The organism is Xenorhabdus entomophaga (genome assembly GCF_037996725.1).
GTDB classification, from domain to species: Bacteria; Pseudomonadota; Gammaproteobacteria; order Enterobacterales; family Enterobacteriaceae; genus Xenorhabdus; species Xenorhabdus khoisanae.
The window spans coordinates 1-18,527 of record NZ_JBBMXH010000095.1; the positions used below are offsets into that span (position 1 = coordinate 1).

An 18,527-nucleotide genomic window follows, 5' to 3' on the forward strand; every position below is an offset into this window, starting at 1 on the left:
TTCGGTCAGTTGTTTATAGGTCATAGTGCATTTTCCTTTGGCGAGAAAGATGCCTACTATAGCAACTGACCGCCTTTTTCAGAAATTGCACTTATCATGCGAATCCAAGTTTCATCAATATATCCTAGGCCAACAGGTTCTCCGGTAATCACTATTTCTCCAATTTCTAAACCTTCTTCATCTAGACAAGTTTCGGACAGTGTTAAGACAGTATTTGGAATAGCGTGACCAATTGGTATTGGGTATTTTGAAGATAACATGGTTTCTGTAATCCAACAGAAGCAAACGACGTCTGAACATTCTGTTGGGCCATATGAATTCATAAATTTTATTTTTGGATTTTCTGATAACCATAATTGGATAACTGATTTTGATACTTGTTCTCCACCAAGTACGATAGTATCTAAACTATTAGAAAAATCTAACCGTTTAGTATCTGTAAGTAAGCTTAGTGTAGAAGGTGTACAGTTAAATTTTGTTACCTGAAATTGTGCGATTTTTTGACGTATAGAAATAGGATCGAAAGGAGAAAGTGATGGAAAGACAAGACACGCTCCTGTTACTAATGCAGAAAAAATATTTTTCTGTGTCAAATCAAAACTAATTGAAGAAGGAATTAAAATTACATCATTTTTGGTAATAGTTAACTCTTCTATATACCAATTAACGACATTTGTGAAACCACCAAGATGCACCTGAGCTCCCTTAGGAATACCGGTTGTACCAGATGTGAAAATAGTATAAATACACTCATTATTTTGTCGATATTTTGGTAGCCGAACTGTGTGTGAGGGTAATTTATCTAGGATAAGGCATTGTAGATCATGAGGCACTAAATGTTGATAACATGCCATGGTGATCACTATGCAGTTTGTTTGCTTATGGATATTCTGTAATCTTTGTGCACCCATGTTTGGATCGAGAGGAATATATTTATGACCAGAAAATATTACAGCTAATATTGAAGCAACGAAGTGGTAGCCACCAGGAAGAAATACAGTAATAAAAGTAGGTTGGCTTAATACATCTATTGATTGTAATGACTGGGCTATATTTTTTACCAGACTGTTAAGCTCTTTATAACTGAAATCATTATTATTATCTATAATAGCTATTCCATCTTGGTTTTCGATTAAACTATTTATTAATTTATTTAACATGTTGATTTCCTGGCATTAATGAAATTTGAAGAGTGCTCTGTAAAATAGTAAGATACTGAGAATATATATCCTTATTATTCATACCATTAAGATAAATATCCCTCTCAATTTTTATATAGGTTTTTTCACCTAGTAAAAATATATCCATTGATAATGGATATCGTGAAATACCTTGAGTGAATGTACATATTTCCCAGTCTATTCCTTTAATGTTAAAATTTGTTTTAGGCCAATAATGAAATCCGAAATAAAAGTCAAACCATCCACTTAACTTTGTGAAATTATCTAACTTAACAAGATCTTCATAAGGTACATAAGGAAATTTTTTTACTGATTGGTATTTTTTATCAATTTCTTTAGGCGAGCAATCTGTAATTACCAACGGGAATACCGAAACATATAAATGCAAAATATTCTTTTTCTCGGCTGTAGTTCTGTTTTCACTAGCGGTTCCAATTGTCACTGCTGATTTATTGAAATACTGCATAAGCCATTGGGCCCAGATTGATAACATCAGAGCTGATAAATTTACTCTTGTCCGCCTACAGTATTGGCGTGATAAGGAAAATAGTTCTGCAGGAAATTCAAACACCATAACTTCTTCTTGTTGTGGGAGAGGTGCCGCAAGAAGACCTTCATTTAATTGCTGTAATTGTATTTCCCAATATGTGATGGAATTACTCTTTACAAGAAACATATTCTCATATTGTTGTGAATTTGGTTCATCTAAGAGATATTTTATAGACTTTCGACAATTTTTCTCTAGGCTAGCAATAAATAGGGCTGCTGCAGAACCATCAAACACAATATGGCAAAAAACAAATAATAGGTATGATTTTTGCTCTGTCAGGAGCAGATGAATTCTGATAGGTGCTTCTTGGCTAAGGTCAAAATGATGCCTAGATAAGCTCTGGCAAATTGTTGATTGTTCCATTTCCTTACAGGTAACTATGTCGATATATAAAGATAAATTGGATGTCCATTCCCATTTTAAGTCAACTAAGCCGCTTAGTTTATAGTTTTCTAATCCAAGCTGTATGGTATGGTGAGTAATATGATTTAACCAAACGTGGTTAGGAGTGGTAATGGATTTAAAAAGTATAGGGATATTAAATCCCACAGCTTTTTTATTTGTTTCGTTTAGCCACCACATTCTGCGCTGTAAATAAGATAAATGCATGGTGTTCTGGCCTCAATAAAATAAGGTTTAGGTTATAGTCAAGTCACTATTAAATAATAACTATTTTAGGTTTTTATTTAACTTATTAAAGTGCACACTTAATAGGCAAAAGTATATTAATAGGCCACATAATATAGTTCCTGCCATGATTAAAGGAGTTTTTTGTGAAATATTAGACTCTAATATTGTTCCGAAAAAGATGTATCCAATAGGTACAGATAAGAAACGAGTGGAAGTGAAAAGTGTCATTATACGACCAAATAGATTTTCTGGTACTTGTTGCTGGATCATAGTTATTTCGACTGGTCCAGCAAAACCAATACAACAACCGATTACAAAGAGTTGTAAGAAAAATATATATTGTGAATGAATTAGGCTTAAAGATAAGAAACACAGAATAAGCAAGGTGTATCCTGTAATGATGATTTGATGTTTTGAAAAATATTTACCAAATATTCCATAAAGTAATGAAGAAAGGCTTGTACCAAAACCGAAGCTCATCATAGAGATGCCAAGGCTCAGTATAGAGTTGAATGCTTGTTTATTAACATAAGGTAAATAAATCAAAAGAAATGGCGTTATAACAAGATTGACTATTGAGCTGATGATGAGAACAGAAAATATTTCTTTTTCTGATTTAATATATTTAATAGATTCAAAAAAATAATTAAATGGTTGAGATGGGGATTTATATACTTTACTAACATCTGAAATGAAATACTTTCTCAATATGACAATTCCCAAGGCAACAATTAAAAAACTAGCCGCATCAAAATATAGTGCATTTATTGTTCCTAATACTGATATAACAAGCGCGCCAAAGATTGGTCCTGTAAGGTCACAAATATTTTCTATAGTGCTATTTATACCATTTATAAGTTCATTTTCATTATTTTTTATTTCCTTAGCCAACATAATATCTTTAGCTAGTCTACCAGGAGCATCAAAGATTGTTGCAAATATAAGAAGAATAGCCAATAAATAAAAATCCATTATTCCGATGGTGTAAAATATTGGAATTAACAAAACACTAAGAAAATTTACAAGATCAGAAAATACTGAAATTTGGAATGCTCCATATTTATCTACAATTGGTGAACTGAAGAACATGGATAATATTACTGGCAATATTTTAGCTGACATGACTGTTGCAACTAATAATGGGCTTCCAGATATTTCAAGGATAAGCCATGGAATAGCGATCTCAGTAATAGAATTACCCAAAATAGATATACCATTTAATACTAATAATCCACTGACTTGAAAGGGTATTTTTTTCATGAGTATTTTCTTTTTATGTGTAATTTTCTATAATTTTTTATTATTAGTCTATTTTCATCCTCTTTTCAAGAAAGCCATTTGCTTTTTCTCCTAAAATTCCATTTTTTTCAGCATATATTTTTAGTTCCTCTTTACGCTTTTCTATTGGATCACTTTCTTGATTTATAAATAGAATATCATGTGTTGTAAGCTTTCTAATTACAAAACAAGGTAATGGACTCACAAGAGGATAAAAATTATTATTTCTTACAGAGGGTTTTTGAGAGTGAGGGTGGAACTCACCAATCATAAGGGATTTTCTCATAAAATGGAGGCGGATATCATAATGTACAGCATCAATAAATTTACTATATCTTTCTTTTGAAAGATTTTTTATTATTATGACTATGCTAAAAAAATCTTTTTTATCTTTAGATAGAAATTTTTCTTTTTCATTGTAAAACTCAGTAAGTTGACATAATTGCCTAGTATATTGTTCATATTCTATATTTTTGGCATCATACTCTACCATATATATAGAACCTAAATTATGAGCTTTCTTTACAAATGGGCATATTGCCCCGTGTCTTTTTATTTCTTTACATGGTTCACCAATAACATTTAACATCCATTTTTTTATTATCTCCATTTCATTGCTATAGCTATCTTGTTTAGAACAAGAATAAGTTTTTTCTATTAACATATAATTATCCAATTTAGTGAACTATTTTTTATCGATAAAAACATAAAATGATATTATTTTACGAATTTTCCATCAATTCCCCTTTTATAAATTTGGGAAGCAATGCGAGTTTTGATGATAGCTTACCAATATTGAGCATACTTTTTGTAGTGTCTAAGCGTGTAGCACAAAGATAAAGAAATACTTTCATTTGACTAATGGCAAGGTATTCACCAAAACATTTATGAGTACCTTGAGCAAATGGAAAATAAGAATTTTTGTCATAAGGGTGATTGAATCTATTTGGGTAAAATAATTCGGGCTTATTCCAATAGCGTTCATCAAAGTGGGTTATGCATGGAGATAGCCAGGCAAATGCCCCTGATTCAATAGAAGAAATCTGATCATTATCAATATAACGTATCATTGCCCAAGCAGCTGGATAATGTCGTAATGTTTCTAATACAAAGTTATTGAAATTACGATTTTTAAGTACGCTTTTATAGTTTATGTTTTCTTGCGTAATTTCATTCTTTATTTTATTAGCTTCAATAGGATAATCCATGAAACATTTCATAACCCAGAATAACATAGCACCAGTTGTTTCTACACCACTTCCTAAAAAGGATAAGACCTCATCATTTACCTGTTCTTCAGTTAATTCTCCTTTTTTATATAGGTTGATTAAACATCCCAAAAAGCTATTATCAGAAGCTAGATGCGTTCTAACAATGTTTTCTGATACATAATCAAAAACTCTTTTTTTGGCTAAAATAAATTGATTTTTATTATTTTTAAATATCTTTATTTTAGTAAATAAATCATATTCTATATAATCCAATATAATTTCTATAGAATCACTTAATGTTTTCTTTTCGTTATCACTTTTAGGCGAAAGAACAATATCCACATTTGTTTCAATACTTAACCTTTTTAAATATAAAATAATTGAATTATTTTTTAGTTGATTAAATGAGAAAGCTTCGAAATTATGAAAAATACAAGAATCAATGTAGTTTATGACTTCTCTATTGATCGCATTTTGAATTTTCTTTCTACGTTCTCTACTATTTGAGCATGTTTCTTCGGAGAATAATCCTTTTCCTATTATTTTTTGCAGAGGCCCTCGGTGTAGTCTTTTTCCATATATAAATACCTCTCTTATAATTTCTGGATCATGAATAAAATATATATTTTTTTTCCAACTTTAATATTTTGTTGCTGAACCTTTTTTTTAGATTGAGATTTAAAAAAATAATATAATTTTTTATTTAAAAAGAAATAAAAGAATTTATATTTTAAAAATAAAGCATCCATAAATCACCATGTTTTTTTGTACGATATGTTATGTTGTAAGAGTTGAGTAAATTTTATGACCAATATTGAACCGGTGTTATTTCTTTTATTTTTAATGACTATGCTCCAATTATAAAAAGTAAAGACCCTTTCATCGCAAGGGTTTTGATTTCGCCTCCGAAAGGTATACTAAAACACCTAAAAAGAAGTTACTATCACTTCTTTTACTTTAAAATCTAAAAACAAATTAGGTAGAGTTGACCATAGCCATAAAACGCGTGCATATTTTGATTAATGCTCGTACTTAAAATGAATATATTGTTCTTTAACTCTTTTATTAACTATAAAATACTAAATAACTATAATTAAGGATAATTGTCACCGGTATAAAACTATTAAATTTTAATGGATAGAAATATTAAAATTTAAATACATAAAAAATAGTATGATCGATCGAGCCCTGAATCACTTCCATAAGAGACAACTGCCTTGAAAAATAATTTATTAAAAAATTAAAAATGAATTATCGCTTCAAAAATTCCAATATTTCATATTAAATTGATGAATATATGTTTAGGTAGAATTTATAATTATTGGTTATCAATCCAAATAGATAAAGATCTTCAATGTCATTAAATTAATAATTTCACTCTGATAAAATATACTAATTCATAGTATCATCTTATGTATATAGTAAATTTTTATGGTGAAGCTACCGCACAACTTGGTTATGTTTTCAAGCTGAAAATAATATTTTATTCACGAAATTATCTTCTATCTATGTTATTTCCTGTTTTTTATTAGATAGTAAACATCATAAATTTTATTTCTTGAAAATATATAACTTATTTATTATTAATTCAGCTCCTTTATAATATTGGTTAAATTACAAATTTTGAAACAAAGCCAGTTATAGTAAAAAGCCTCCTTCATAGAAGAAGGCTTTGATTTCCCCCCGAGAGACGTACTAAGACCCCTCAAAAAAATAACTGCAACTTCTGTTACTTTAAAATCTAAAAACCAATAAGGCAGAGTCGAAACCTGTTGCTAGCCACCTCCACAGGGAGCGATTTTCAAATGTGAATAAAAATTAATTATCATCACTAAGATCAGTAAAACATATGTCTGTTTGAACACAGTTTATTAAATCATAAGATATATTTTCAAATTAATTATAAAAAATAATATACTCCCATATGAAAATATTATAAATAGGAATTTAAAATAATCCCATTATGAGATTACTCAAAGAGATTTATTTCTAAATATAGAGAATTGCAGCACTCTAGAAGTTGTACAGCTTAAAAGGCCATTAACAAAAACTCAACCTTTTAAAATAAAAAACAACAAATTAATGAAAATAATTAATTAATTGTGACTGGCATTCAATTCTTGACCAAAAGTTCTACATAAATATTGTTAACTGTATTAAGGGCTGCAATAAGCAACTGTCTTTCGCTTTAAATAGGGTGAAATGGTTCGTCCCATAGCTCATTTGTTGAAAATAGCCAGTAATTTACGCATACAAGCAATGATAGCGACTGTATTAGTTTTAACTGCAATTATTAGCCTGTTGTAGCAAACTCGAAGTGCAAGATTAAATCCTAATGGCAGTTAACCTAAATTGCAGTTACGTATTCAATTTGTTGTTTCTCATGTATACTCCTCACTTTTTCAGGAAATAAGATGGCGACGGTAGAAGTGAAATGTCGATTTTGTCAACAAACTGAATCAGTAAGAAAACATGGTACAGGCCAAGGTGAACGTCAGCGTTATCATTGCCTGTCTTGTCGCCGTACTTTTCAGCTTGAATATGCTTATCGTGCTTGCCGGACGGGCATAAAAGAACAAGTTGTGGATCTTGCAATGAATAATGCCGGCATCCGTGACACTGCACGGGTACTGCATATCAGTATTAATGCTGTCGTTCGCGCTTTAAAAAATTGTCCCCACGATGTGTAACCACATTACCACTGGAACCTGTGGAAATTCAGCTCATCTGTGAAGTCGATGAGATGTGGTCATTTGTTGGAAATAAAAAGCCACAACGTTGGTTATGGTCTGCTTGGGAGCCTCGTCTGAAGCGTATTATTGCACATACTTTCGGCCGACGAAGCAAAAAGACATTGAAGAAACTGCTCAAAAAATTATCGCACTTTAACGTCGCTTTTTGGTGTACCGATAAATTCAAGGCTTATAACTTGTTGCCCACGGATAATCACCTCATCGGAAAAAGTTTTACGCAGCGTATTGAACGTGAAAACCTCACCCTTAGAAACCGAATTAAGCGGCTGAATCGTAAAACATTAAGTTAACGCGATGCTCGACTTTCGTGGTGAGTTGAAATGACATAGCCAGTCCTTTATAACTTTAAGTCGCCAAACTGAGAGAAATAAAGGAACAAAGGCTATGTCACAGCAAGATTTTATCATTTGGGTGTTTTGTTGGGTAGACGATAATTTAACAGCGTTACTGCAAGACATACGATTAAGGAGCCGGGGGATCCCACCTAAGCTGAGTGATGCGGAAGTCATCACGATGGAAGTGATGGGTGAATTCTTAGGATTTTCAACAGATAAAGGCATTTGGATGTATTTTTGTAACCACTGGCGTGAGTGGTTTCCAGGACTCGGTTCACGTGCCAATTTTGCTAAACAGGCTTCAAATCTTTGGGTTGTTAAACAAAAACTGCAAGAAAAGCTGGCGAGGTTATTGGGCGCGCTCGACAGGCCGGTACATATTATCGACGGATTTCCGCTGCCCGTCTGTGGATTCAAAAGAGCAAAAGGCAGTGCCAACTTCAAAGGACAAGCCGATTATGGGTACTGCGCCGCCAAAAACGAAACTTACTACGGCTTCAAAGGACATCTCATGATAGACGAAATCGGCGTGGTAACCGGGTTTACACTGACGCCCGCCAATGTCAGTGAGCGTGAAGCAACCTAGGATGTGATCGGCTCGATAAAAGGCTATTTGCTTGGTGATAAAGGGTATTTAGGCGTTGAATTTAAACAGGAAATGAAGGCAAAGGGTATTGAAATGATGACCCCAGTGCGTGCCAATATGGATGATCCCATCCCCAGAAAAACGAGAAGGGTCATTAACGCTAAACGCCGTTTAATTGAAACCTTGATTGGTCAACTCGCCGGACAATTTGCTATCGAGAAGTGCTGGGCACGGGATTTGTGGCATTTGAGTAATCGCATTGCCAGAAAACTGCTTTCTCACACGTTGGGTATTTTTGCCAATTTTAAACAAGGTAAAAGTCAACGCGACTGGCTTCAACAAGCCAACGTCATAGGATGTTAAAGTCGAGCATCGCGTTATAACTTGAATTTTTCCACAGAAAATGGCAACTACTACATTATTGAGATGAAAAAATGAATTTACATTGACGTGACTGTTGTGTCGCTATAATGCCGTTATAACCTGGCTGACAAAGAGCCATGTTTGCAATCCATCTCCTCATACTCACTTTAAATGACCATGAAACAGGAGATTTCAATATACTGATATCGCTCGCTAAAATGCGAGCGATAAGAGTTAACACGCCATACGTATACCCGGATGTGCTTAACCTGATTATTCAATAGTTGCTGGTGAATAGTTGCTCAAATCCTGCTAGAATTCGCTGCGTGAAATAGGCATTATCGTAGCGAATTGACAACAAATAACACCAACAGGTTAATTAAATGGAAATTATGTGCCAAAAACTGAATGTCCTGCGTAAAGTTGATAACTTCTTAATGGCTCATAAGCCCAATAACAGCACAGGTGTTAAGCGATTTATTCTAGAGTTTCTTTTCTTTGGATTGATTAATGCACGCTCGTGCTTATTTGCTGGTTTCTTTTTTTTAGCTTTATTTTTGGTTCCGGCAAAAGGCATCATGGGCATACCGCGTTATGATGTACTATTAGTATTTGCAGTGACCTTTCAAGCATTACTAATACGGTTAAAACTCGAAACATGGGATGAATTGAAAGCGATCTGCGTCTTCCATTTAGTCGGTTTTGTGATGGAGCTATTTAAAACATCAGCATCTATCAGTTCATGGCAATATCCTGATGCTGCGTTTACTAAGCTTTGGGGAGTCCCGCTATTTACAGGTTTTATGTATGCGGCCGTGGGAAGCTACATTATACAGTCATGGCGCTTTTTTAAGGTACGCATTGAGCATTACCCACCGTATTGGATGGCAACACTGGTGGCACTGGCAATTTATATCAACTTTTTTAGTCATCATTATATTAATGATTACCGCTGGTACTTAACTGCTTTTATTTTCGGTTTGTATGCACGTGGTACTGTTTTTTATACGCCGTTGGATGAAGAACGCAGAATGCCACTATTACTTGCTTTTATACTGATTGGTTTTTTTATTTGGTTGGCAGAAAACTTCGGCACCTTCTTTGGGATCTGGCAATACCCGGATCAGTTAGGCGCTTGGTCTGTTGTTCATGCAGGAAAATGGGGGGCATGGTCATTATTAGTGGTTGTGACCTTTACGATTGTCGTTCACCTTAAACATATCAAAGCGAATGTGGCAATTGCCCGTTAAAGCACAATGTTTATCTGTCCGGATTTGACGGGGTGGTAAGACACCCCATACAAAGAAGAGAGAGCCTTACACAGCGAAGAGTAAGGCTCTGTTTTTTTCATCCATTTCACTGACACGCTCGGTCAATAAAACATTGCCATAGCGCTCACCATAAGCCTGTACCGTTAATGCGTCCTGTGTCAGAGACTCTTTTATCGAATTATTTGCCCAGCCCCACATCCAGGGCGCGAGCATATTTTGATTAATCCTCAGCCAAAGAAAACCTGTGCACGATAATCATCACTCCAACCGGCTTTTTTGAGTTTATTTCGTTGACTGGGTGCACCACAATCACATTGTTTCACCATACTCAACACGATACGCCGGAATAACGCCAAATTTTCAATCGCCCCGTCCAGTACAATGCGTGAATCGTCCTCTTTAAAAACCACATCAAGAATATAGTGCTGGCTATTTTCAATGCGCCAATGCTGGCGAATGTAGTACCCCAATAATTTATGGCGGGGAGAAAGGGAACTGACATATAGCTAAATCATACTAATATGGCATAATATCCAGATCCAACATGACAAGGCATAAAGTGAAATGGGTTAATAAAATGGACACCTCCCCAAAACGGCTTCAGTGAGCCATGCTGAATACATCAGCAAAAACATGAAGAGGTGTCCCATGGAACAAGTTATCGGAATTGACCTGGCAAAGCGAGTGTTTCAATTACATATTGCATCCCCGCTTGGAAAAATGATTAAAAACACGGTGGTTTCACGCGATAAACTGACGGCTTTCATTGCGCAACAACCCCCTTCAAAAATTGTAATGGAAGCCTGTGGTAGTGCAAATTACTGGAGTCGCCAATTTAAACACTTTGGTCACGAAGTGAAGCAAATCAGTCCCCAATATGTCGCTCTCTTCAGAATGGGCAGCAAGAATGATAAAAATGATGCCATGGCTATTGTGGAAGCAGACAGTCGTCCGGGAATGCGTTATGTTCCGGAAAAAACACAGGCACAGCAGGATATTCAGTGTTTGCATCGGGTTCGCCAGCGGCTAATGAAAAACAGAACGGCGCTGATTAATCAAATCCGGGGATTAGGCTTGGAATATGGCATTGCCATCCCGGAAAGCGCTCACAAAGTTGAGCAATGTTTGCCTGACCATCTGGAAATCGCGGAAAATGACCTGACTCCAATGAGCCGTGAGCTGTTTCAGGAACTGTTGTTTGAACTCAAAGAACAACAGCAGCGCCTGATGGAGCTGAATAAACGCCTCGACCACCTGAATGCGCAACAGGAAGATATCGGGCGATGACTGACACTGCCGGGTATCGGTCCGCTGGGAGCATCGGCTTTGATGGTCGCCTTGGGCGACAGCAATAACTTCAAAAATGGTCGCCATTTTGCCAGCTATCTGGGGCTGGTACCTAGGGAACATAGCAGCGGAGGCAAAGTCAGGTTATTGGGGATCACGAAACGCGGAGATAGCTATTTTCGTGGAATACTGATCCACGGTGCCCGCTCAGTGGCTTATCGGGTACAAAAACTCCCCGACGAACGATGTAATGGATTACAGCGTTGGTTAAAAGGCGTGATAACCCGCAGCGGACTCAATAAGGCAGCAGTAGCGCTGGCAAATAAAAATGCCCGAATAGCGTGGGCACTAATCAACCAACAATCGAGTTATGAAGAGCGATGAGTAACCCTTTATGTAGCAAAAGTCCATAAGTTGATGTCATTGACAGGTAGTACCGATTCTCTGTGAACCTGGTAACCCGGTCAGTCTATCGAGACTGTCGAATTAATGAGCAACTGTCTTGAACATAAAAATTATGGTGCAATGTGATGGTACGACTCATTCCATTCTTCGTTCTTTCTGAGCATCGCATTCAGGATAGTCAGCAACTTACGCATACAGGCAACCAGAGCAACTTTTTTGGCTTTTCCGGCGGCAAGCAGACGCATGTAAAACGCTTTTATCACTGGATTAAATCGGGCTGCCACAAGTGCAGACATGTACAGTGCCGTTCTTACCCCGGCCCTGCCGCCAAAAATAGTTCGTCGACCGCGCATAGTGCCCGAGTCGCGGTTTATGGGCGCCACACCCACAAGTGCGCTGATTTCACGCCGCGAGAGGTTACCCAGTTCCGGAACCTCAGCCAACAATGCTGCAACCGTCACCGTGCCCTTAACCTTTTCTGTCCGGTGCCGCTCAACCGCAATAATGCTGCGGATTGTCGGCCATTTCTCCACCATTTCAGGGGTAAATTGGGGTTTGAGTTGGAACATATAACGTTCTTCCCGTCGGCCATGCGATTCTTGTTTGATTTCAGTGATAATTTTTTCTTTCCCAGCCTCAAACACCCGCTGAAACTGAGACTGAACGCTTTCCCACAGGCGGGGTTGGTTTTTCTTCACCTGAACAACGACATGGGCTTTCTCTTCGCTGATTTTTTCCAGGGTTTCCCGCTGACAGTGCAGGGCATCCAGGGTCACAATGCTGCCTTTCAGATTCAGAATATCCGGACCGTACTGATTTCACCGTTTTTCGTGGCAGTGGATTTCTGACTCAGCATTAATCCCCGCTCAGTATCATACGCAGTGACCAGTTGGAGTGCGTTTTTCTTTTCATTCCGGTAAGCCTGCCGCAGAACTTTTCCGTCAAAGGCGATAACCGGTTTTCCTCCTTGCTCACGCTGTTCATTGACCCAGTTCAGTAAGGCTTCCAGTAAAGAATCCAGCTCAATAGCACGCAGGATCCTCGCAATGGTGTGTCGGCGCGGTATCCCATGGAGAAACGGGCGATATTCTCTCAACCACTTTACTTAGGCGCCGGCCATAATGACACTGATGACGAGGAAAATCACATCAACCAGATCGTACTGACGATTGATATCAGAGCGGGTTTCTTTCACAACGGATAAATGTTCAATCAGGGTCATGGGCGAGCAATGAGAAGAGAAATAAGGCTAATTAGATCACGTTATTAACCCTCATTCAATAGATGTTAAAAAGTATGCTCCCGCCCTGCCCCCTGGGTAAGACCGTGACTTGCTAAATAAGAAATAAACATAACCCGACAATTAAAAACTTATTTCTTAATGAAATAAAGTTTACTCGCTAAAAATAGATTTAAAATACGAATGGAAATAAATAAAAGCGCATGAATTTTATTTTTCAGCATAAAAATCCAAATATCAAAACAATATCAAAAACCACTAGATTTAAAAAAACAAAAACAATATATTCATAGTGTAGCGTTCGTAATTCAATCAATTTAAATCTCTAAATTAAACGTTATATGTTTTTTAATTAATTTTAAACCAATAATGAAACCATACCTATCTCAATGTGGAAATCATTAACTTATCACTCTATTCAGGAGTATTAATATATGGCGAATAATAATAGTTATGATGCAGATTTACCGAATGGTAATTTTTTACAGAATACAACATTGCAGGATTCCTCTCTCAATAATAGCAGTGCAAAAAATCTGACTGTGACAAACCTGACATTAGCTGATGAAGCAACGAAAAACAATTTAGCACAACAGCTTTGCGATGCATTAAATGCCTGTATTATAGCGGCTATTGAGAAATCCAATATCACACTGACTGACGCGACTTTAGTCAATCCCATCATCAACAAAAGCCTAACATTTGATGCTGATGCGCTGGCATCATTACTCAAGCAGTTAAATGGAGCCAAATTAGAATCACTGCTTTTATTAAAAAGCACTTTAGAGTCTCCAACCATACGAGATTCCATCAAATTAGATCCGAATGCGTTAGCCGATTTGATACAGCAATTAAAAGCACCATTGGATGATCAGATTATCCCATTAATATACAAAGTACTATTGGACAAACCTGCCATAAATCAACCAACAATAAGTGGCGGTTTAATATCAGAAAATGCATTGATAACCAGTAATGAAATAAATAACAATACTGGGAAAAACAATGCTTTTTCAGCGACTCAGTTAATTGAAGAAACTAATATTGAAGGCCATTTAACGCTGGATACTACAGCACTGACAGATATGTGTTCGCAGTTATATCCCTGTATTCAAAATGAAGTTGATAACTATTTATCAACAACATCAATCATTCCTAAAAATATAGCTGGCTGTGATGGCGCTCCCTTAAAAGCCACCGATAAACTTGCCACCTGTGATGTGGTGGACGACAAGATTAAGAAAGCCACGGTTACTAATCCGCAAATCGTCACTAACTTAACCGGTTGTGATGGAAACCCATTAAAACCAACCGATAAAGTTGCCACTTGTGATGTGGTGGATGACAAGATTAAGAAAGCCACGGTTACTAATCCGCAAATCGTCACTAACTTAACCGGTTGCGATGGAAATGCGTTAAAGCCAACCGATAAAGTTGCCACTTGTGATGTGGTGGATGACAAGATTAAGAAAGCCACAAAAGAAGTTGAGATCAAGTCAATTACTGGCGTTACCTATAATCAAGCCAATAAAACCATGACCTTAACCGTGACTTATAGCAACGGGGATAAAACACCCCTGACAGTTGATATGAGCCATGTGCAGATGGGTGCCGGTGGTGATACGGGACTGACTTCGGGTGGTAAAGCGCCAGCTACCACATCAGGATCGGAAATTCCCACTACGATTTTTGGCGATCGCGCCATGCTACTAGGCACACCCGATGCATGGTTTACGGCAGGTGATTATGTTATTCCGGCATTTAAGAAAGCTTAAAGAGTAACTATAATAATCCGACGCCGTATTATTTAATTCTATATTTAATGCATTAATTGGTATCAATTATCGCGTTCAATTAATTCTATTTTAGATAATTCATTATATTTTCAAACACACTGAAATAATAACCATAGCGAACAAGTGATATTTTAGTTTATTAGGAGTATATATGGCCGAAAATCAACAACCAATTCCTGTTGTATTGAAAGATGGGAAACATATGCCATTGAAAGATGGTGAATATATATCTGGAGTATACCCTGTAGCCGATAGCTTTGAAGGTGATGGTTCAATCAATCATCCTTTAAAAGTGAAATTTGCTAATATGGAACCTTTTACAAATCGAGCTAAAGCTGTTGATGGAGGATTATTTGTTGATAAAGCTCATCTTTACAAACAAGATGGAATTATTGATTTTATGAGTAATAAAACTGTTTATCCTAATGGTTTCTGTTATTTTTCTGGAGCAATTTCATATCAATCTTGGGTTAATTCAATAGGTTATCAGCCAAAAATATTATCAATGTCTTGGTTTGGCCAGTCACATTTTTTTTCTGAGATAGACTCTAGCGGAAGTCCAACTACAAATATTCCTTATTCTTTAGTTGCCCTGGATTGGAAAAAAGAAAAATATGAAATAATATATCACATTTTAGCTTATAAAGTACCATCTTATGTTAAGCATTTCTTAAAAGATGGAATATTGCAAACACCACTAGTTTTCCATCATTCAATTATGTTTCATTATATTTAAGGATAAAAATATGAAAAAATATTATCCTGCTGTAATACAACCATCATATAATGAAGAGTTCAGCCATACATCTATAGATAAAGTTAATTTTGATGCCAGCCAGTTTAATATGCCAACATTAAATGGTGATAATAAAACAATACTAAGTTCTTATTATAAAGATAATTATCTTTATAATTTTAGATTTAATTTTTACCCTCTTCCAGAAAATGATTACTTTACTGCTAATATCCTGAAACCAAAATTCTATTCCGACTATTTTGAACAATGGGATGGAATTTACTTAACTGATACTCAAAGTTATTATATGCATCAAAGTACATATATTCCATCAGAGTATTTAAAACCTAATAAAAACGGCCATTTTATCTATACGGAAGATATTTTAAAAACCATTCCCAATATAAAAAAAACATTACCATATAAAGACATAATGTATTCATTATATTATAACGCACTGTATTTTGATGAATATGAAAATATGATCTTTGTTGGATCACCAAGAATCATTCAATTAACCTACCCTTTCAAAGAACCATTGGAAGTTCCTGTTACCCATATGTTTTCTGGCGTACCGCATAAGGCTCAGTATTTTACCAATGACCATGAAACCACTTCTGGAATTTATTTAGATTATCTATTGCAACTTACTATACAAATTTAAGGGTGACAGTATGAATGGCATAGAAAATTCATTAAAATTTGTTTCTTTTTATAATAATGGACATATCGTTGAAGAAAACATCAATAGCATTATTAATACAGCTAGTGTTGCTTATATAGATGATCCTCTATTAAAAGGTGATGGCAGCCTTGATAATCCATTAAGTATTTCTATTAATTTATCAGAAGATAATTTTTGTAAACTAACAGATACTGGAATTAAAGCAACACAATCATGGAGACGGGATAATAGTAGTGTTTCTTACGGTGATGCAGGCAACCTTAATTCTATCGATAATACCGCTACTATGGTAGCTCCATATACAATTACATATAATGACATTACGAAATTAGCAAGCACATATTTATATTCTGATTTTTGTTTTTTAAATAAAGAAAACATATGCCTCCCTGTTGCGCAAATAAATACAATTAATTATAAAAATAAATATTCTGGCTCTGTAGATACTATAGATATTTATTATTATTCTCTTGAAAATCCTGATAGTACGGATATTCATCTTAAATATCCAAATGATGGTTATAATCGATTTCAGCTATTTATTGATTCTTTTAATCTTTATAAAGATTAACACAACGTAAAAGCACATAGATTCAACTGCGTATAAATAGCTTTTCAAAATGATGAGAGTATTACTTAGCCCTGTGCCGCGCGGACTAAGTAAATATAGGCGCTTGCATTTAAAAACAGCCGTGCTCGCGTTTATGGGGAATTGTGCACAATTCCCCTTTATCTTTAGATGAGGGAAACGTAGCACTCTGATGAGACAAAAACAATGCTAATAAGACATAAAAATTGTCTCATCATATTGTCTCCTTGGCGTAGACCCATAAAAGATGTAGTGACATAGTCATTCCGGACACCTTAGAAGCCTGTTAATCTAACCTGAACTTCGCTTAAGAAAGGAAAGAAAAAAAAGGAACTAAGCGCCTGAGGCACGATCAAAGTTTTTGCTTAGAAAACAAAATCGTGGGGATCCTCAGGCTATGACTACTTTAGAAGAACTTTTCTGTTGCGTCGATGATTTTTGCCAAAAATTTATTCCCCTTTGGGAACAACAGCTCATTGAGAATAATCAGCTCAAGCGTCATCGTGCCACTTCCCTGTCTCTCAGTGAGATAATGACGATCGTCAGCCGGTAAAGGAATGAGTACAAGGTTTAACCGGGCATCTCTATGGTGACAAAGGCTATTTATCGCAAGTGCTATGCGATGAACTGAAGGAGGAAGGCATTACGCTGATCACGAATGTTCGCCGTAATATGAAAGCCAAATTTTTATCGCTTTGGGACAAGGCCATGTTAAGAAAACGGTTTTTGATAGAAACGGTGAATGACCAATTGAAAAATATTTCTCAGAGAGAGCACTCAAGGCACCGAAGCGTAGTCGGCTTTTTACTGGAAATAGTATCAGGACTGATTGCTTATACATTCCAGCCGAAAAAGCCGAGCTTAGGTTTACGTGACCATGAAATTGCAATGCTTAAACAAAGTTGAGGTTAATCTAATAACAGTCAAGAAAGGTGTAAAAGATGAAAAAACCATCAACCATCCGGCATCATTACTCATCGGCGTTCAAACTGGAAGCCGTAGAGCAAGTGGTCAAATATCATCAAAAGGCGATAGATGTGGCGCGTAGTCTGGATATTGACCCCAGCACACTGCGCAAATGGGTTAAGCAGTATCAGGGCGAGCTTCAGGGCATGACTCCCCGAGGTCAGGCTTTGACGGTTGAGCAACGTCGTATCAAAGAGCTGGAAGCGCAGGTTAAGCGTCTGGAGATGGAGAAAGCCATTTTAAAGCAGGCGGCTGTGTTGATGAGCGAGATCCCCGGCAAGTTTACACGCTAATCACACAGCTGATTCCTGACTGGCCAGTGAACGTTCTGTGCCAGATATTGAATGTGTCACGAAGTGCTTATTATGACTGAAAAAAACGCCCCATGAGCGTCTCTCGTCTGGTGTTACGGTGCCGGGTCCGGGAGTTGCATGAAGAAAGCCGTGGTGCCTCGGGGAGCCGGACATTGAGCACCTTACTGAAAGCGGAAGGAAAGTCAGTGGGACGCTATCTGGCTCGCCGTTTGATGCAGGAGTGTGGTCTGGAAAGCTGTCAGCCTAGTACTACAGTCGTAATCGTTCTGTAATCATAAGGCTATTCCGCCGACGATAATGGCATTGTTGTGCGCGATACTGATGTCGTCGTCGCCAGGTTGACCAATATAA

Annotated in this window: 14 protein-coding genes and 6 pseudogenes; 12 read left to right on the top strand and 8 right to left on the bottom strand. The window is 36.4% G+C overall.

What is annotated here, in order from left to right; genetic code table 11:
* Nucleotides 1-56: 56 nt before the first annotated feature.
* Genes AAC854_RS17160 through AAC854_RS17180 form a run of 5 tightly spaced genes read right to left on the bottom strand, consistent with a single transcriptional unit; the run spans nucleotide 57 to nucleotide 5,474 of the window.
* Complete coding sequence (locus AAC854_RS17160) at nucleotides 57-1,160, bottom strand: AMP-binding protein (protein WP_340618188.1); 1,104 nt, start codon at nucleotides 1,158-1,160, stop codon at nucleotides 57-59.
* Nucleotides 1,150-2,340, bottom strand: a complete 1,191-nt coding sequence (locus AAC854_RS17165; RefSeq protein ID WP_340618189.1) for a condensation domain-containing protein — start codon at nucleotides 2,338-2,340, stop codon at nucleotides 1,150-1,152. The genes AAC854_RS17160 and AAC854_RS17165 overlap by 11 nt, the downstream gene beginning before the upstream one ends.
* A gap of 60 nt (nucleotides 2,341-2,400) precedes the next feature.
* A complete protein-coding gene (locus tag AAC854_RS17170; protein WP_273547842.1) occupies nucleotides 2,401-3,621 on the bottom strand; it encodes an MFS transporter in 1,221 nt (406 codons plus the stop codon).
* Nucleotides 3,622-3,664: 43 nt separating this feature from the next.
* A complete protein-coding gene (locus AAC854_RS17175; RefSeq protein ID WP_273547841.1) occupies nucleotides 3,665-4,303 on the bottom strand; it encodes a DUF6875 domain-containing protein in 639 nt (212 codons plus the stop codon).
* Nucleotides 4,304-4,361: 58 nt separating this feature from the next.
* Nucleotides 4,362-5,474, bottom strand: coding sequence for a cytochrome P450 (locus AAC854_RS17180; RefSeq protein ID WP_340618199.1), 1,113 nt, complete (start codon nucleotides 5,472-5,474; stop codon nucleotides 4,362-4,364).
* Between the two features lie 1,790 nt (nucleotides 5,475-7,264).
* On the opposite strand from AAC854_RS17180, the pseudogene AAC854_RS17185 reads away from it, so the two are divergent.
* The 3 genes and pseudogenes from AAC854_RS17185 to AAC854_RS17195 form a co-directional block, all read left to right on the top strand.
* Nucleotides 7,265-7,887 (top strand): annotated as a pseudogene (locus AAC854_RS17185) (IS1 family transposase); the annotation flags it as partial.
* A 100-nt stretch (nucleotides 7,888-7,987) separates the two neighbouring features.
* Nucleotides 7,988-8,887, top strand: a pseudogene (locus tag AAC854_RS17190) (IS982 family transposase).
* Nucleotides 8,888-9,270: 383 nt separating this feature from the next.
* The gene (locus AAC854_RS17195; RefSeq protein WP_340618190.1) at nucleotides 9,271-10,137 is read left to right on the top strand and encodes a DUF817 domain-containing protein; all 867 of its coding nucleotides are present in this window, start codon (nucleotides 9,271-9,273) and stop codon (nucleotides 10,135-10,137) included.
* 66 nt (nucleotides 10,138-10,203) lie between these two features.
* Here AAC854_RS17195 and AAC854_RS17200 read toward each other — a convergent pair whose 3' ends face one another.
* Together AAC854_RS17200 and AAC854_RS17205 are read right to left on the bottom strand one after the other, a co-directional pair.
* Nucleotides 10,204-10,371: a DUF6882 domain-containing protein gene (locus AAC854_RS17200; protein ID WP_340618191.1), complete on the bottom strand. Its 168-nt coding sequence runs from the start codon at nucleotides 10,369-10,371 to the stop codon at nucleotides 10,204-10,206.
* Between the two features lie 14 nt (nucleotides 10,372-10,385).
* Nucleotides 10,386-10,661 (bottom strand): annotated as a pseudogene (locus AAC854_RS17205) (ISAs1 family transposase); the annotation flags it as partial.
* Nucleotides 10,662-10,806: 145 nt separating this feature from the next.
* Here AAC854_RS17205 and AAC854_RS24365 point away from each other — a divergent pair.
* Nucleotides 10,807-11,829 (top strand): annotated as a pseudogene (locus AAC854_RS24365) (IS110 family RNA-guided transposase).
* A 131-nt stretch (nucleotides 11,830-11,960) separates the two neighbouring features.
* On the opposite strand, the pseudogene AAC854_RS17220 reads toward AAC854_RS24365, so the two are convergent.
* Nucleotides 11,961-13,072: pseudogene (locus tag AAC854_RS17220) on the bottom strand (ISAs1 family transposase).
* A gap of 452 nt (nucleotides 13,073-13,524) precedes the next feature.
* On the opposite strand from AAC854_RS17220, the gene AAC854_RS17225 reads away from it, so the two are divergent.
* From AAC854_RS17225 to AAC854_RS17260, 8 genes and pseudogenes are all read left to right on the top strand, one after another.
* Nucleotides 13,525-14,865 carry a hypothetical protein gene (locus AAC854_RS17225; RefSeq protein ID WP_340618193.1) on the top strand — a complete coding sequence of 447 codons (1,341 nt, stop codon included), beginning with the start codon at nucleotides 13,525-13,527 and terminating at the stop codon, nucleotides 14,863-14,865.
* Between the two features lie 172 nt (nucleotides 14,866-15,037).
* Nucleotides 15,038-15,622, top strand: coding sequence for a hypothetical protein (locus AAC854_RS17230; RefSeq protein ID WP_340618194.1), 585 nt, complete (start codon nucleotides 15,038-15,040; stop codon nucleotides 15,620-15,622).
* 10 nt (nucleotides 15,623-15,632) lie between these two features.
* Nucleotides 15,633-16,286: a hypothetical protein gene (locus AAC854_RS17235; protein WP_340618195.1), complete on the top strand. Its 654-nt coding sequence runs from the start codon at nucleotides 15,633-15,635 to the stop codon at nucleotides 16,284-16,286.
* Nucleotides 16,287-16,296: 10 nt separating this feature from the next.
* Nucleotides 16,297-16,878, top strand: a complete 582-nt coding sequence (locus tag AAC854_RS17240) for a hypothetical protein (RefSeq protein ID WP_340618196.1) — start codon at nucleotides 16,297-16,299, stop codon at nucleotides 16,876-16,878.
* Between the two features lie 415 nt (nucleotides 16,879-17,293).
* Nucleotides 17,294-17,449, top strand: a complete 156-nt coding sequence (locus AAC854_RS17245) for a hypothetical protein (protein WP_340618201.1) — start codon at nucleotides 17,294-17,296, stop codon at nucleotides 17,447-17,449.
* Nucleotides 17,431-17,802: pseudogene (locus tag AAC854_RS17250) on the top strand (transposase); the annotation flags it as partial. The gene AAC854_RS17245 and the pseudogene AAC854_RS17250, both read left to right, overlap by 19 nt.
* A 35-nt stretch (nucleotides 17,803-17,837) precedes the next feature.
* Nucleotides 17,838-18,155: a transposase gene (locus AAC854_RS17255; protein ID WP_340618197.1), complete on the top strand. Its 318-nt coding sequence runs from the start codon at nucleotides 17,838-17,840 to the stop codon at nucleotides 18,153-18,155.
* Nucleotides 18,156-18,247: 92 nt separating this feature from the next.
* Complete coding sequence (locus tag AAC854_RS17260; protein ID WP_340618198.1) at nucleotides 18,248-18,448, top strand: IS3 family transposase; 201 nt, start codon at nucleotides 18,248-18,250, stop codon at nucleotides 18,446-18,448.
* The last annotated feature ends 79 nt before the right edge of the window (nucleotides 18,449-18,527 follow it).

Excerpts from the sequence above, each read along its gene's own strand:
- AAC854_RS17245 (WP_340618201.1), top strand. The coding sequence starts at position 17,294 with ATGACTACTTTAGAAGAACTTTTCTGTTGCGTCGATGATTTTTGCCAA.
- AAC854_RS17235 (WP_340618195.1), top strand. The coding sequence starts at position 15,633 with ATGAAAAAATATTATCCTGCTGTAATACAACCATCATATAATGAAGAG.
- AAC854_RS17240 (WP_340618196.1), top strand. The coding sequence starts at position 16,297 with ATGAATGGCATAGAAAATTCATTAAAATTTGTTTCTTTTTATAATAAT.
- AAC854_RS17165 (WP_340618189.1), bottom strand. The coding sequence starts at position 2,340 with ATGCATTTATCTTATTTACAGCGCAGAATGTGGTGGCTAAACGAAACA.
- AAC854_RS17160 (WP_340618188.1), bottom strand. The coding sequence starts at position 1,160 with ATGTTAAATAAATTAATAAATAGTTTAATCGAAAACCAAGATGGAATA.
- AAC854_RS17200 (WP_340618191.1), bottom strand. The coding sequence starts at position 10,371 with ATGCTCGCGCCCTGGATGTGGGGCTGGGCAAATAATTCGATAAAAGAG.
- AAC854_RS17230 (WP_340618194.1), top strand. The coding sequence starts at position 15,038 with ATGGCCGAAAATCAACAACCAATTCCTGTTGTATTGAAAGATGGGAAA.
- AAC854_RS17260 (WP_340618198.1), top strand. The coding sequence starts at position 18,248 with ATGAGCGTCTCTCGTCTGGTGTTACGGTGCCGGGTCCGGGAGTTGCAT.
- AAC854_RS17195 (WP_340618190.1), top strand. The coding sequence starts at position 9,271 with ATGGAAATTATGTGCCAAAAACTGAATGTCCTGCGTAAAGTTGATAAC.
- AAC854_RS17170 (WP_273547842.1), bottom strand. The coding sequence starts at position 3,621 with ATGAAAAAAATACCCTTTCAAGTCAGTGGATTATTAGTATTAAATGGT.
- AAC854_RS17255 (WP_340618197.1), top strand. The coding sequence starts at position 17,838 with ATGAAAAAACCATCAACCATCCGGCATCATTACTCATCGGCGTTCAAA.
- AAC854_RS17175 (WP_273547841.1), bottom strand. The coding sequence starts at position 4,303 with ATGTTAATAGAAAAAACTTATTCTTGTTCTAAACAAGATAGCTATAGC.
- AAC854_RS17225 (WP_340618193.1), top strand. The coding sequence starts at position 13,525 with ATGGCGAATAATAATAGTTATGATGCAGATTTACCGAATGGTAATTTT.